Consider the following 13489-nt stretch of genomic DNA (forward strand, 5'->3'; position numbering starts at 1 on the left):
TATGAGAGGACGCCGTCGTCGGCCCGGTAGAGCGGCCCTGCGACGCGGCCGCTGACGATTTTCCGGCCGGTGGCGATTGGCTCGGCGGCGACGTGGACCTTGAGCATGTTCGTCGTGTTCGTCCCTTCGAGTTCCGTCATCATTCCGGAGAGGACGACGATTGTGTCGCCGGACTCCGCGACACCGGCGTCGAGCGCGGCGGTGACGGCGTCGTCCATCACGGCTTCGACACTCGCGCTGTAGTCAGAGTACTCGGCGGAGACGCCCCACGAGACGGCGAGTTGACGTCGTGTCCGGTCGTTCGGGGTGACGGCGACGACCGGCACGCCCGGACGGAACTTCGCGGTCTTCCGGGCGGTGTACCCGGATTCGGAGACGGCGACGACGGCCGCAGCGTTCACGTCGCGCGCGAGGTAGCGCGCGGAGCGAGCGAGCGCCTCGGTTCGGGAGCCTTCGTCAGCGGTCGGAACGCGCTGTTCTTGGCTCTCGTCGTACTCGGGACTCGCTTCGACTTCTTTGACGATACGGGACATCGTGTCGACGACGCGGGCCGGGTGGTCGCCGACGGCCGTCTCGCCCGAGAGCATCACGGCGTCGGTGCCGTCGAGGACGGCGTTGGCCACGTCGGACGCCTCGGCACGAGTCGGGCGGCGAGAGCGAACCATCGAGTCGAGCATCTCGGTCGCGGTGATAACTGGTACGCCCGCGGCCTGCGCTTTGCGGATGGTGCGCTTCTGAATAATCGGCACTTCTTCGAGCGGGCACTCGACACCGAGGTCGCCGCGAGCGACCATCACGCCGTGGGCTGCCTGAATAATCTCGTCGAGATTTTCGACCGCACCGGCGCGCTCGATTTTGGCGATGATGGGAATCTCCGCACCGAGGCTTTCGAGCGTGTCGCTGATGGTGTACACGTCCTCTGCGTCGCGGATGAACGAGGCGGCGACGAAATCGACTTCCTTCTCGGCGGCGAGTTTCAGGTTTTCGTAGTCCGAGTCGGTGATGAGGTCGATATCGAGGTCGACGCCGGGGACGTTCACGCCCTTGCGCGCGCCGAGTTGTCCACCGGAGTTGATGCGCGTGAAGACAGAGCCGTCTTCGACGCGGTCGACGGTCGCTTCGATTCGGCCGTCGTCGAGAAGAACAGTGTCTCCGGGTTCTGCGGCGGCGATAGAGTACGAAAGACCGACCGCTTCGGGCGTGGCGTCGTCGCCCTCGTAAAACCGAACCTCGCTTCCCGTTTCGAGGTAGATGTCCTCGTCGATGGGGGCAGTACGTACTTCGGGGCCTTGCAGGTCGAGCATGGCCGCGAGCGGTTCTTTGGTCGCGTCGTCGACGGCGCGGATGCTATCGATGACCTCAGACCGGTGTTCGACGTTTCCGTGGCTCGCGTTCATCCGGGCAACGCTCATCCCGGCGTCCGCGAGATCACGAATCGTCTCCCGGTCGAACGATGCCGGACCGAGGGTACAGACGATTTTTGCGTTTCGCATAGCCCGACCTACGGCTGACAAATAAAAAAGCCCGATGATGAACTCGGTGTCGAGTAAGAGGTTCACATACGTAGTCTATGTAGACGTCTGCGGCCTAACATCACGTGATAGTCGAACCTCCGGGTGTGGAATATTGTGGTATTTGTTAATCTGTCGCACATTTTTTGCTCCTTCGGTCCTACATACAGCTATGCGCCCGACTGACGAGCACCCGCTCCGGACGGATGGTGGTGAGACTGACGGGGGCGACAGTAGTCTCCCGACGGGACCGGTCCCACCGGATGACGAGACACCGAGTTTCTACGAGCGAAAGGCTCGTAGAACCGGACTGGCTCGCTTGACGTACGAGTACTTCGAGCGCGCACGTCGTGAAGACCAGAACCTCCGCACGGAGTCCGACTACGTCGAACGCGACGTGCTGGCGTTCCCGACGTGGCCGCACGAGACCGTCCGAAACCTCTCGATTGCCTCGTTTTTCGTCGGGATGATTCTGTTCCTCTCGGCGACGATGCCGCCGCACATCGGCGCGCCCGCGAACCCGAGCCAGACGCCAGCGATTATTCTCCCGGACTGGTATCTCTACTGGTCGTTCGGCCTCCTCAAGATGACTCCGCTGAACCCCGAGCTTGCCATCCTCGGCGGCCAGAAGCTGATGGCCGACCGGACGTACGGCGTGGTCGCAAACGGCGTGGTCGTCGGCTTCATCGCTATCGTCCCCTTCCTCAACAAGGGGTCCGCCCGGCGTCCCGTCGAACAGCCGTTCTGGGCGGCCGTGGGCGTCTTCGGCGTGGTCTTCGCGCTGACGATTAGCCTCCTCGCCATCAAGAACCTCATGCCGATGAACGTCGACCTGCTGTTCGACCTGACGTTCCTCTTACCGTTCGTCTTCGGCTTCCTCACCTACGCGGTACTCAAGACGATGCGCGAGGGCTACATGTACGACCTCAACCGCCGCTACTACCGACTCCGGCCGCCGAAGTAGTCCGACTCACGACCGAACAGAACAACCATCCGTCAAATACTCTCTGCGGGGCGCAGTCTCGCTGCTCGCTCCGGTGTCAAGCAGCTAGTCGATACGTCCAGCACGATTCGCCAGTTCGCCGTCGTCGCTGTTTCCTCCGGTGTCGTCGTCTCTCTGGATACACATGCCGTCGAACTCGGTAGCGACAACCCCGTCTCTGAGGGTGCGTTCGTCGTTATGGGTGTCAGAGGGGTACTCTACGCTGCCGACTGGATTCGAGAGTAAGCTAATCGGGATTCGTCGCTTCGCTGGGCGAGAACAGTCTGGGAACGATAACAGCCGCTCCTCAGGGGACTGCAACGCTCGTTCGGTAGACGTCGCCATCGTAGCGGACGTATCCGGGGTCGATGAACTCGTTTCGGTCAATTCCTTTTTCGAGCGTCACGCTTCCGTCCTCGTCGAGTGCCTGTTGAAAGACCTCCTGTTGTGCCGACGAGAGGTTTTCGTACGAGACGGCTCCCTCCCCCTGCGGGAGTTCATCGACGCGTTCGACCGTCAGATACCCCGTTCCGTTGCTTCCGCCGAGACACCCCGTCGAGAGAACGACGAGCGCCACGGCGAGTACGACGCCAAATCGCATACCGGTGCTCCCGCGTAGTCACTCAAAGTGGCTCCGGTTGCGTCGTGACGTTCGAGACGAGTAGCGAAACGGTCCCGTCAGGAGGAAACTGTCGTCCGGTAGATGCCGCCGTCGTATCGGACGTAACCGGGGTCGACGAACTCGTTGCGGGCGTCTTCGCTCGGTATCTGTACTTCTTCGCCGGTCGTCACTGCCTCTTCGAATGCCGCTCGCTGGTCGGGGTCGAGGTTTCCAAAGGCGACCGCGCCCTGTCCCTGCTGGAGTTCGTCGACGCGCTCGACGGTCAGCGTTCCCGCCCCGCCGCCGGTGACGGCGGTGACGACGCCCACGACGGCCACGAGCGCAACGACGATTCCGAGTGCTTCCCGTCCACCGATTCGCATAGCCGACGCTCGGGAGGCAGTGTAGTTAGTCGCTGTGGTCCGCGTCTGGTATTCGACGTCAAAAAACGAGACCGGCCGCAGAGCAACCGATGTGCGGGCGGTGAGTCGCGCTTACTGGACCTTCGTGCCGGGAACGGCGTCGCCGTGGGTCGTCAGGATGTCGGCTTCGTCGCCCGCGGCGAGAAGCATCCCGTTGGACTCCGTGCCGAACAGTTCAGCCTTTTCGAGGTTGGCGACGATAATCGCCTTCGTGCCGGGGAGCGATTCGAGGTCGTGGAGCTGCTTGATTCCGGCGACGATTTGGCGCTCTTCGACGCCGATATCGACAGTCAGCTTTGCGAGTTTGTCCGCGCCGTCGATGCCTTCAGCGGCGACGATTTCGCCGACGCGGAGGTCGAGATTCTGGAACTCCTCGAAGGAGATTCGGTCGTCGGCAATAGGCTCGAATTCGAGGTCGGAGTCTTCCATACTCTCGTCGGCGTCCTCCTCCGACTCTTCGCTTTCGCTTTCGGATTCAGTCGCGGCGACGCGCGCTTCGAGCTTCTCGTTGAGTTCCTCGACGCGTTCGGCCTCGATTTTCTCGAAGAGTGCCTCGGGTTCGCCGAAGGTGTCGGCGGGGGCCTCGAACGCGGCGTCGACGCCAACGTCCGCTACCGCGCCGTCTTCGCCGAGTTGCTCCCAGAGCGCCTGCATCTTGCCGGGGACGACCGGGTAGAACAGGACCGAGATGGCCTTCGCAATCTGGACGCAGTCGCGGATGACCTGTGCGGCCCGCTCGGGGTCCTCGTCGGTGAGTTGCCACGGTTCGTTCCGCTGGATGTATTCGTTGCCGAACTGCGCGAGGCGGACGACGGCGTTGCCGGATTCGCGAATCGAGTAGTCGTTGATTCCGGCTTCGAACTCCTCGACGGCTTCCTCGATGCGGGTTTCGACTTCCTCGGAGGTGTCGGTCTCCGGGGTGCCCTCGAAGTTGCGGTACGCGAAGAGCATCGAGCGGTAGAGGAAGTTCCCGACCGTGCCGACGAGTTCGCTGTTCACGCGCTCGCGGAACTTCGACCACGAGAAGTCCACGTCCTGCTGGAACCCGCCGTTCGTGGCGAGGTAGTACCGAAGCAGGTCCGGGTGGAAGCCCTCGTCGAGGTACTCGTCGGCCCAGACGGCGCGGTTCCGCGACGTCGAAAAGCCCTTTCCGTTGAGCGTGATGAACCCGGAGGCCATGACAGCCCGGGGTTCGGCGTATTCGGCGGCGCGGAGCATCGCCGGCCAGAAGATAGTGTGGTGCTGGATGATGTCGCGGCCGATGATGTGGACGATGTCACCATTCTCACGCCACGCCTGCTCCCAGTCGAAGGTGTCGGCACCGACGCGTTCAGTGTACTGTTTGGTCGAGGAGATGTACTCGATTGGCGCGTCGACCCAGACGTAGAGCACGAAGTCCTCTTCGTCCCCGTCGGGGTAGTCGATACCCCAGTCCATGTCGCGGGTAATACACCAGTCCTGCAGTTCGCCTTCGATCCACTCGCGAGGCTGGTTCTGCGCGTTCGACGTTCCTTCGAGGCGGTCGATGAACTCCTGGAGGTACTCTTGGAGGTCGGAGACGGCGAAGAACTTGTGTTCGCGCTCGCGGTACTCGGCGGGGTTGCCGGTACGCACCGAGGTCGGGTTCTCGATTTCGCCGGGTTCGAGGTGACGACCACAGCCTTCGTCACACTCGTCGCCGCGGGCGTGTTCGCCGCAGTACGGACAGGTTCCCTCGACGAATCGGTCGGGGAGCCACTGGTCGGCGTCGGGGTCGTAGGCGACCTGAATCACCTTTTCGTAGACGTAGCCCTCGGCTTCGAGGGTCTTGACGATTTCTTGGGTGAGTTCGGTGTTCGTCTCGTCGTGGGTGTGGCCGTAGTTGTCGAACTCGATGTTGAATCGGGGGAACGTCGCTTCGTACTTCTCGTGGTGGCGAAGCGCGAACTCCTCGGGCGTGACGCCCTCCTTCTCGGCATTGACGGCGACGGGCGTGCCGTGCATGTCGGACCCGCTGACGAAGGCCGTCTGTTGGCCGAGTGTTCGCAGCGAGCGACTGTAGATGTCGCCGCCGACGTACGTTCTGAGGTGGCCGATGTGGAGGTCGCCGTTGGCGTACGGCAACCCACACGTCACCACCGCTGGGTTCTCCGTGGGGAAGTCCTCGTGACTCATATGTGTCGTGTATCTCGGAAGCGGGCCTAAAGCCCGCCGCTTCGGATGTGTCTGTCGGTCGATACGGCATCGCCCCGGAGTTCGCCGGGTTCGGCCTCCGCCTCGCGTTACCGAGCCGGCGGTCGAAAGCGGGTCCACCCGTGGCTAAAAGGAAGCACGCATACGCATGTTGTCGGGGAGACCCATCGCGGTCACACCGATACTGAGTGCGAGAACGAACATAAAAGACGCGGCTCTGACTTCAGAGGAACGCGAGCACCGCTTCGACGCCGACAAGCGTCACGAGGAGGCGTCCACAGGAGCCGACGAACGATGCGGCCGCAAACTTGAGGTAGTCGTCTTCGAGGACCGAAAAGGCGTAAATCGACAGCGTGTCGGGGAACCCCGGGACGCAGAGGGCGGCCGCGAGGCCCGCAAAGCCCCAGTCTTGGGCGATTGTAACGGCCTTGCGTTCGGTCCAGCCCATCACGTCCACCGGAAGGCGCGCGAGCGCCTTCTCGAAGTAACCGGACTCCTTCGTCTGGTGACCGATGTGGAACGCGAAGACGCTTCCGGCGGCCTTCCCGGCCCCGCTGACGAGGATGATGAGCGCGAGGCGCGCGCCCCGTGAGAGACCGAGGTCGAGCGGTGCCGCGAGGACGATTTCGCTTACGCCCGGGAGAGCAAAGGCGATGAGGAACGAGTACACGAAGATGACGGCCAATCCGACCCACCCCGTCGCGGTCTCGACGAGCGACGTGAGCCACGAAAAATCGGCAGACAGACTGAGGGTCAGGTCCGCGAGCGATGCGAGCGCAGTGATGGGCACGGATGTGGGTCGAAGCCAGGTAGTTGTAAGTTTTCAGGTTTGGACCGGCCTCACCCCGTCTCGAAGCTCGTGTCAGTTCCGTGCCGGGTCCGTCCGAATATCGTCGAGGTCCGCGAGGAACGCCCGAAGCGACTCGCGGGTGACGTGCGGCATGCACACGATTCGGAGTTCACCGGTCGCAGTTCGTGAGATGCGCCAGCCGAGGTCCCGGAGCGATTCGAACTCCGAGTCGGGAAGGCGTGCGGCAACGAGTGGCAACTCCGGTTCGACGGCGTCGTAGCCGCGGGCGCGGAGTTCGCCGTAGAGCCACTCGGCGTTTTCCTGCTGTTTCTCGTACACCTCGCGGTAGCCGTCGGGCCAGAGTTCGCGCATCGCGGCGGCGGCGGAGGCGACGCCCGCTCCGCTTCGCGTCCCAGTGAGACTCGCCTGCGACGCGGATTCGAGGTACGGCGTATCCACCGCGAGCGAATCGACGACTTCCTTGTCGCGGAACAGCAGTCCACCCGCCGGGACGACCGCCTGTCCGTACTTGTGCGGGTCGATGGTTATCGAGTCGATGGGGGCGTGTGCAAACGACCACTCGTGGTCGGTAAAGGGGAGAATAAAGCCGCCCCACGCGGCATCGACGTGCATCAGCGCACCGACATCGTGGGCGAGGGCAGTCAGTTCGGGAATCGGGTCGACGCGACCGAACTCGGTCGTTCCGGCGACGCCAGCGACGAGGATGGTGTGTTCATCGACAGCCTCGCGGGCGGCGTCGACGCTCGCGCGGAAGTCCTCGTCGACGGGGACGATTCGCAACTCCACGCCGAGTACGTCGGCGGCCTTCTGGAAACTGAAGAGAATGCTCTCGGGTGCGACGACGTTCGGGTCGTCGTCGCGGGCGTGATTCCGCGCGGCACGGATGGCCTGAATATTGGCTTCGGTCCCGCCGCTGGCGACGTAGCCGTGGGGGGTCGAAAGCCCGGTGATTTCGCCGAGATACGAGAGAGCGTCTTCTTCGAGGGCGGCGACGGCCTGATAGGTCGCAGGGTCGCCGGGGTTGGTTGCCAGGAACCGCTCTGCGGCCTCGCGGGCGGCCGGATGCGGTTGGGTACACATCGAAGAGAGGACGCGGTCGAACTCCTGCGGTGCCGCGCGCTGCATGACTCTGTGTATAACCACACCCAGTATATCGGTTCCGCTCCAGTGCGACGCATCGCCTCACAAGGGAAAACAGTACTCGAAGATGAATGAATAATTGTCAACAGGTGAAGGAATACGGACAACGACTCATCCAGTCACGAACGCCGAGAGGAACAACGTCGCGTTGTAGAGCGCGTGAACCGCGATGGGAACGACGAGGTTCCCGGTTCGCTCGTAGACGTAGCCGAGTACCGACCCGACGAGAAACAGCACCGCCACCGGAACGAGAACGACGATGCCACCGCCGATGAAGTTGAACACGTGGAGCGAGGCGAAGATTGCACTCGCAATCCCGATGGCTCCGAACGGGCCGAAGTTCTTCCGCAATCGGCCCTGTATAGCCCCGCGAAAGAGGAACTCTTCGGCGGGCGCGATAACGAGGATTGACAGGACCGCGAGCGCGACGAGTATCTCCGGGTCGACCGTGGCCGCCTCGCCGACGGCCGACTGGAGCGGGCCGAGGTCGACAACCGTCGAGATGATGACGAGCACCGCAACGGCGGCAAAGCTTCCGCCGAGACCGAGCGCGACCCACACGAGGTCTCCCCGCGTCGGAGTGCGGACCGAGACGCTGCCGAGCAGCGCGAGCATGGCGAGGAGACCAACGCCGGCGAAGGCGAGTTGTGAGGGGAGTAATGCCGCGACCACGAACACCGATGTGGTGGTATCCAGCACGAGACCGAGCGAGAGAAGGAGGACGAATACGGCGATGGTGAAGACAGTGCCGAGAAAGAGCGCGACAGCGACAGTTACGAGCGCGACGGCGATAGCGCGGAGACGGGCCGGCACGCTCGTCCGCGTAGACGGTGACCTGTCGACTTCGGCAGCCATAACGAATCAGAACCTCTCCCGTAGAGAGACGTGCGGCGCGAAGAAAAAGACGAGCGTCTGACTGGTCGCTGACCTAGCGAACCGAGTCGAGGATGAGACGCTGCTCGACGCGTTTGACCTCGTGTTGTACGTCGCGGACGGCGTCGATGTTAGCCGAAATGGAGCTGACGCCCTTGTCGACGAGGAACTGGACCATCTTGGGCTTCGAACCAGCCTGTCCGCAGATACTCGTTTTTACGCCGACCTCGCGGCACGCATCGACAGTATCGCCGATGAGTTTGAGCACGGCCGGGTGGAGTTCGTCGTAGAGGTTAGCGACGTGCTCGTTGTTGCGGTCGACCGCGAGCGTGTACTGGGTCAGGTCGTTCGTCCCGAAGGAGGCGAAGTCGATACCAGCGTCAGCCATCTCTTCGATGCCCAGTGCGGCGGCGGGGGTCTCTATCATGACGCCCCACTCGCGCTTTTCGGGGTCGATACCCGCCTCGATCATGTGCTCTTTCGCCCGAAGCACGTCCTCCGCGTCGTTGACGAGGGGGAACATAATCTCGACGTTGTCGTAGCCCATATCGAACAGGCGGCGGAATGCCTGTAGTTCGAGACGGAAGTTGTTCGGGTTGTCGAGGCCGCGGCGGATGCCACGGTAGCCGAGCATCGGGTTGTGCTCGCGGGGTTCGTTTTCGCCGCCTTCGAGTTGGCGGAACTCGTCGGTCGGCGCGTCGAGGGTGCGGACGCGGACCGGCCGCGGGTAGAACTCCTCTGCGACCTCGCGGACGCCGGAGACGATTTCGTCGACGTATGCGCGTTCGCCGTTCTGCTCGATGAACCGCTCGGGCGTCTTACCGAGCGTCAGGACCATGTGCTCGATTCGGAGCAGGCCGACACCGTCTGCGCCCGTTGCGGCGGCGCGTTCGGCGGCCTCCGGGATGGAGACGTTGACCTTGACCTCCGTCGCGGTCATGGGCTTGACGGGCGTCTTGGGCCGTGCTTCTTCGACCGGTTGGCGCTGTTTCTCCTCGGGTTCTTCGCCCTCGCGGATGGTCCCCTTGTCGCCGTCGATGGTGACGATTTCGCCGTCGTCGAGGGTAGTCGTCGCATCGCCGGTACCGACGACTGCGGGGACGCCGAGTTCGCGCGAGACGATGGCTGCGTGCGAAGTCATGCCGCCCTCGTCGGTGACGATACCCGCGGCACGCTTCATCGCGGGCACCATGTCGGGCATCGTCATCTCGGTGACGATGATGTCGCCTTCGGCGACCTGGTCGAGGTGGTCGAGTTTCGTCACGGTGCGGGCACGGCCGGAAGCGATTCCTGGACTCGCACCGAGACCGCGCATGATGACATCGTCGCCTGCCTCGGTGGAGCGCTTGCTCTCGCCTGCGGACTCGCCACCGCCGTCTTCAGAGATGGTCGTGATGGGACGCGACTGGAGCATGTACACGTCACCGTCGTAGACCGCCCACTCCACGTCCTGTGGCGACTCGTAGTGGTCTTCGACCAGTTCGCCGAGTTCGAGCAGTCTGTCTACCTCGCTGTCCGTGAGGACGCGGTCGTGGCGACGGTCGTTTGGCACGTCGCGCATGACGGTCTCGCCCGTCTCTTCGTCGCGGACGCACATCGTCTTCTTGTCGGCGATGGTCGCCGTTTCGACCTCGCCTCCTTCGCGGCCCACGACGTAGTTGTCGGGGGAGACGGTTCCGGAAACGACTGCCTCACCGAGGCCCCACGCGGCCTCGATGATGACTTTCATGTCACCGGTCGAGGGGTGACGGGTGAACATCACGCCCGACTTCTCGGCGTCGACCATCTGCTGGACGACGACGGCGATGTCGACCTTGTCGTGGGGGAAGCCCTTCCGGTTGCGGTAGTAGATGGCGCGCTCGGAGAACAGCGACGCCCAGCACTCCTTGACGCGCTCTAGCAGTTCGTCTTCGGTCACGTTCAGGAAGGTTTCCTGCTGTCCCGCGAACGAAGCGTCCGGAAGGTCCTCCGCGGTCGCGGACGACCGGACGGCGACGAAGGCGTCGCCCTCTCCGATGCTGCGGTAGGCGTCGAGTATCTCCTCGCGAACGTCGTCAGGAATCGGCGTGCCCATGATGAGTTCGTGGGCCGCCTCGTGTGCCTCCTTCAGCGCCGCGGAATCCTCGTGGTCGACTTCGACCGCAGAAAAGAGTTCGTCGTCGATTCCCGCGTCCTCGATGAAGGCGCGGTACGTGCTCGCCGTCACGACGAATCCCGGGGGGACAGGAAGTCCCGCACCGGTGAGTTCGCCCAGCGACGCGCCCTTGCCGCCGACCAAGTCGAGGTCGTCGGCCCGTACGTCGTCCAGCCAGACTACAGCCATGTGGTATTCGTATGGTCCCACACACCAATAAAGAAGTTTGCGAACGGGACATGAGTGAATGAAAAATCACTCGGAGCCGAGTATGAAATTGTTGCATCATCCGAAAGAAGACCGCTAGCCTCGCTTTGTGGCGTTTTCGGCAATGTCCGGTGTCGATAAATTTCAGTTATCCTCGACAGTAACTGAGAACGTTATTTTTCAGTTACAAAAACTACACCGACTGCGGTAACTTTCACTGGGGTCCCAGTGGCAATCAAAGTCTGGCAGCGAGAGGTTCATGTTCACTCGTCACGTGATTTCTAGCGTGCTTCCGGAGTGGGTCTTCCTGCTCCCCTCGTGGCTCGTCGTCGGCCTCGTGGTGGGTGCAATCGCTTCTGTCGTCGTCGCCGGCGTCTTCGTCGTCGGTGGCCGTCTCTTCCCGGACCGCCAGGTCTCTCGCGGCCCACACATCGACGGTGTGGGTCGCCGCCGACTCGAAATCCGCGATTACCTCACCGCCATCGACGAGCGATTCGTCGAAGACCGACCAATTCACGGCGAGACCGTGGCGTTCTATCTGCCGGAACGCGGCGTGGCAATCACGTTCGACGCGCAGGCGTTCTTCCGTCTCGAACGCGCCGGCGTCTTCGCAGTCCTGTGCGAACACGAAATGCCGGGGAGCCAACTCGGGCGGCGACTTCCCTTCGACGTTCCGGACCTCGAACCCGAACTGGCCGACCTCGATGACCCAATTTCCGCGGCTTTCGACAGGTTGGACCTCCCAGTGAACGCCTCGTCAGATGCAGTCCGCAATGCCTACCGTAAACAAGTAAAAGACGTTCACCCAGACCACGGCGGTGACAGAGAGCGTTTCCGAGAGCTACGAGAGGCGTACACGATGGCGCGAGAGCATACGGAGAACTGAGAAGTAAAGGAATACGCAGCGTCTACGGCCGCGACGTGACGACGTGTGCTACACTATGCTTCTGTCACTTCGAACATAACGCCAGCATCGCGAAGCGCGTCGGTCACGCGCCCGGAGGCGTCGGTGCTGGCGACGACGACGGCATCTAATCCGCGAGCGGCGGCGTCGGCCGCAACTTCGCCCGGTGCGAACCACGTTGCGAGGTCGACGTCGGCGTGGCGGCACGCAACGACTGCTTCGACGCCACTGGCGGTGACGATGTCCGCCTCGTCGCACCTCGCAGCGAGTTCGTCGAGGTTGGCTTCGGCGCTTCCGCCGAGCCGAGCAGGGTGGATTTGCAGGACGGTTCCGGCCCCCCGGGCCCTCCCGCAGAGCGCCTCGCACACGGGGCCACCCACCGCCTCCCCCGCCCCCGCCTCCGGGGGCGCGACCCCCATTGCCGGGCCCGTTTCGCCGGGTTCGGCGTGGAGGAGCCCATCCTGAATCGAGAGGGTCACCGTCTCGCCCGCCGACACGTCGTCGGTGGCGATGTAGGCGTCCTCGTTGACGCTCTCTAACACGTCGTCGGTGACGTGCTCGGCGAACCGTTGGAGGTCGCGTGCCTCCTGAAAGAGCCAGTCGACTCCCTCTTTTGTCACGCGGTAACGCGACTGTCCTTCTTTTTCGACGAGGTTGTCTTCGACGAGGTCCCGAATGTACTCGGAGACTGCCTGACTTGTCACGCCGACCGCTTCGGCGATTTCCCGTTGACTCACGGCCGGTTGACGGTCGGCAATCTCGGCGAGGATGCGGAAGCGAGTTGCGGTGCGCTTGTCCTCGAGGGCGCCGGTCATGTCACAAAAGTAGGTGGCACTGAGTAAAAAGGCCCCTACTCAGTCGCGCGTATTCGCGGCATGCCGGAGTCCGACGGCCGGGTCACTACACATTGGAATATGACAGTCGGAGCACTACAACCTCGAAGGACGACAGGCGACCCGTCACCGTCCGGAGATGATTTGGCTCTGTCTCCCCTGTCTTTCATCGTGCCCAGCGTCACCGTCCGCGACCGCGCCGTGTACCTCTCGGACACAGGCGCGCTCGTCCTCGCCGACCTGCACATCGGCCGTGCCGACGCCTCCGACGTGGAGTTCCCACTCGGCGAGCGAGCCGACCTCACGGAGCGATTGGCAACGCTCTGCGACGAGTTCGAGCCAAAACAGGTCGTCTTCGCGGGCGACGTGCTTCATCGATTCGACCGGGTTACGGAGCGTTCAAAATCGGCGCTGTCGGCCCTCGCGTCAGTGTGTACCGACGCCGAAGTACATCCGGTGTTCGTCGCCGGAAACCACGATACCATGCTTTCCGAGGCGTGGTCCGGCACGGTTCACGACGAGTTCGAACTGGGTGACGGGACGCTCGTCTCGCATGGACACCGCCATCCAGACGGCGAGTCGTACCTTCACGTCGTCGGCCACGACCACCCGACGATTACTATCGAAGGCCGGACACGACCCTGCGTGCTCTACGGTCCCGGCGCGTACCGCGGGGCGGACGTGCTGATGCTCCCGTCGTTCACTCGTCTCGCGGCGGGCGTCGAAGTAAACCGAATGCGTGCGGGGGAGGTTCCAGCTCCGCTCGTGAGCGCCGCGCGCCTTTTTCGCCCGCGCGTGCGTGGCGCGGTTGCTGACCCGACGCTCACGTGCCCGCCCGGGTGGGGGCCTCCTCCGTACGTTTTAACTGCGTTCGGCCGGTTCCAGTGCTGCTCCCTCTT

At 63.3% G+C, this 13489-nt stretch carries 13 protein-coding genes; 3 read left to right on the plus strand and 10 right to left on the minus strand.

The genetic code is table 11. From position 1 onward, the window contains the following. Nucleotides 1–1493 (minus strand): pyruvate kinase (gene pyk, locus QT222_RS16110; RefSeq protein WP_491477749.1); only part of this gene is annotated, 1493 nt, incomplete at its 3' end. 190 nt (nucleotides 1494–1683) lie between these two features. On the opposite strand from pyk, the gene QT222_RS16115 reads away from it, so the two are divergent. Beyond that, nucleotides 1684–2475, plus strand: a complete 792-nt coding sequence (locus QT222_RS16115) for a cytochrome b family protein (protein ID WP_004057456.1) — start codon at nucleotides 1684–1686, stop codon at nucleotides 2473–2475. 84 nt (nucleotides 2476–2559) lie between these two features. Here the strand turns inward: QT222_RS16115 and QT222_RS16120 are convergent, their stop codons facing one another. The 8 genes from QT222_RS16120 to ppsA all read right to left on the minus strand — a co-directional run bounded on the left by QT222_RS16120 (nucleotide 2560) and on the right by ppsA (nucleotide 10835). Next, nucleotides 2560–2838 carry a hypothetical protein gene (locus tag QT222_RS16120; protein ID WP_491477750.1) on the minus strand — a complete coding sequence of 93 codons (279 nt, stop codon included), beginning with the start codon at nucleotides 2836–2838 and terminating at the stop codon, nucleotides 2560–2562. Further along, nucleotides 2801–3094 (minus strand): DUF7979 domain-containing protein, encoded by a 294-nt coding sequence (locus tag QT222_RS16125; protein WP_004057454.1) that lies wholly within the window; start codon nucleotides 3092–3094, stop codon nucleotides 2801–2803. Before QT222_RS16125 ends, QT222_RS16120 begins: the two co-directional genes overlap by 38 nt. A gap of 77 nt (nucleotides 3095–3171) precedes the next feature. After that, entirely contained in the window at nucleotides 3172–3477 is a 306-nt protein-coding gene (locus tag QT222_RS16130; protein ID WP_491477751.1) for a DUF7979 domain-containing protein, read from the minus strand. A 111-nt stretch (nucleotides 3478–3588) separates the two neighbouring features. Continuing rightward, nucleotides 3589–5670, minus strand: coding sequence for a methionine--tRNA ligase (metG, locus tag QT222_RS16135; protein WP_491477752.1), 2082 nt, complete (start codon nucleotides 5668–5670; stop codon nucleotides 3589–3591). A 241-nt stretch (nucleotides 5671–5911) separates the two neighbouring features. Beyond that, a complete protein-coding gene (locus tag QT222_RS16140) occupies nucleotides 5912–6478 on the minus strand; it encodes a YqaA family protein (protein WP_004057451.1) in 567 nt (188 codons plus the stop codon). A gap of 72 nt (nucleotides 6479–6550) precedes the next feature. Then, the gene (gene mfnA / locus QT222_RS16145) at nucleotides 6551–7624 is read right to left on the minus strand and encodes a tyrosine decarboxylase MfnA (protein WP_491477753.1); all 1074 of its coding nucleotides are present in this window, start codon (nucleotides 7622–7624) and stop codon (nucleotides 6551–6553) included. Between the two features lie 126 nt (nucleotides 7625–7750). Next, nucleotides 7751–8494 (minus strand): CPBP family intramembrane glutamic endopeptidase, encoded by a 744-nt coding sequence (locus QT222_RS16150; protein WP_491477754.1) that lies wholly within the window; start codon nucleotides 8492–8494, stop codon nucleotides 7751–7753. A gap of 73 nt (nucleotides 8495–8567) precedes the next feature. Then, on the minus strand, nucleotides 8568–10835 hold the full coding sequence (gene ppsA / locus QT222_RS16155) for a phosphoenolpyruvate synthase (protein ID WP_004057448.1): 2268 nt from the start codon (nucleotides 10833–10835) through the stop codon (nucleotides 8568–8570). A gap of 304 nt (nucleotides 10836–11139) precedes the next feature. Between ppsA and QT222_RS16160 the strand changes: the two genes are divergently transcribed. Continuing rightward, nucleotides 11140–11739: a J domain-containing protein gene (locus QT222_RS16160; protein ID WP_014732184.1), complete on the plus strand. Its 600-nt coding sequence runs from the start codon at nucleotides 11140–11142 to the stop codon at nucleotides 11737–11739. A 53-nt stretch (nucleotides 11740–11792) separates the two neighbouring features. Here the strand turns inward: QT222_RS16160 and QT222_RS16165 are convergent, their stop codons facing one another. After that, the gene (locus tag QT222_RS16165; RefSeq protein ID WP_491477755.1) at nucleotides 11793–12572 is read right to left on the minus strand and encodes a DUF7839 domain-containing protein; all 780 of its coding nucleotides are present in this window, start codon (nucleotides 12570–12572) and stop codon (nucleotides 11793–11795) included. Nucleotides 12573–12761: 189 nt separating this feature from the next. Between QT222_RS16165 and QT222_RS16170 the strand changes: the two genes are divergently transcribed. Then, nucleotides 12762–13489 (plus strand): metallophosphoesterase (locus QT222_RS16170; protein WP_491477756.1); only part of this gene is annotated, 728 nt, incomplete at its 3' end.

The sequence above is a fragment of the Haloferax sp. s1 genome, from assembly GCF_058382125.1.

What these genes read in the sequence shown, in the direction of transcription:
- QT222_RS16115 (WP_004057456.1), top strand. Translation starts at nt 1,684, where the DNA reads ATGCGCCCGACTGACGAGCACCCGCTCCGGACGGATGGTGGTGAGACT.
- QT222_RS16120 (WP_491477750.1), bottom strand. Translation starts at nt 2,838, where the DNA reads ATGGCGACGTCTACCGAACGAGCGTTGCAGTCCCCTGAGGAGCGGCTG.
- QT222_RS16125 (WP_004057454.1), bottom strand. Translation starts at nt 3,094, where the DNA reads ATGCGATTTGGCGTCGTACTCGCCGTGGCGCTCGTCGTTCTCTCGACG.
- QT222_RS16130 (WP_491477751.1), bottom strand. Translation starts at nt 3,477, where the DNA reads ATGCGAATCGGTGGACGGGAAGCACTCGGAATCGTCGTTGCGCTCGTG.
- metG (WP_491477752.1), bottom strand. Translation starts at nt 5,670, where the DNA reads ATGAGTCACGAGGACTTCCCCACGGAGAACCCAGCGGTGGTGACGTGT.
- mfnA (WP_491477753.1), bottom strand. Translation starts at nt 7,624, where the DNA reads ATGCAGCGCGCGGCACCGCAGGAGTTCGACCGCGTCCTCTCTTCGATG.
- QT222_RS16150 (WP_491477754.1), bottom strand. Translation starts at nt 8,494, where the DNA reads ATGGCTGCCGAAGTCGACAGGTCACCGTCTACGCGGACGAGCGTGCCG.
- ppsA (WP_004057448.1), bottom strand. Translation starts at nt 10,835, where the DNA reads ATGGCTGTAGTCTGGCTGGACGACGTACGGGCCGACGACCTCGACTTG.
- QT222_RS16165 (WP_491477755.1), bottom strand. Translation starts at nt 12,572, where the DNA reads ATGACCGGCGCCCTCGAGGACAAGCGCACCGCAACTCGCTTCCGCATC.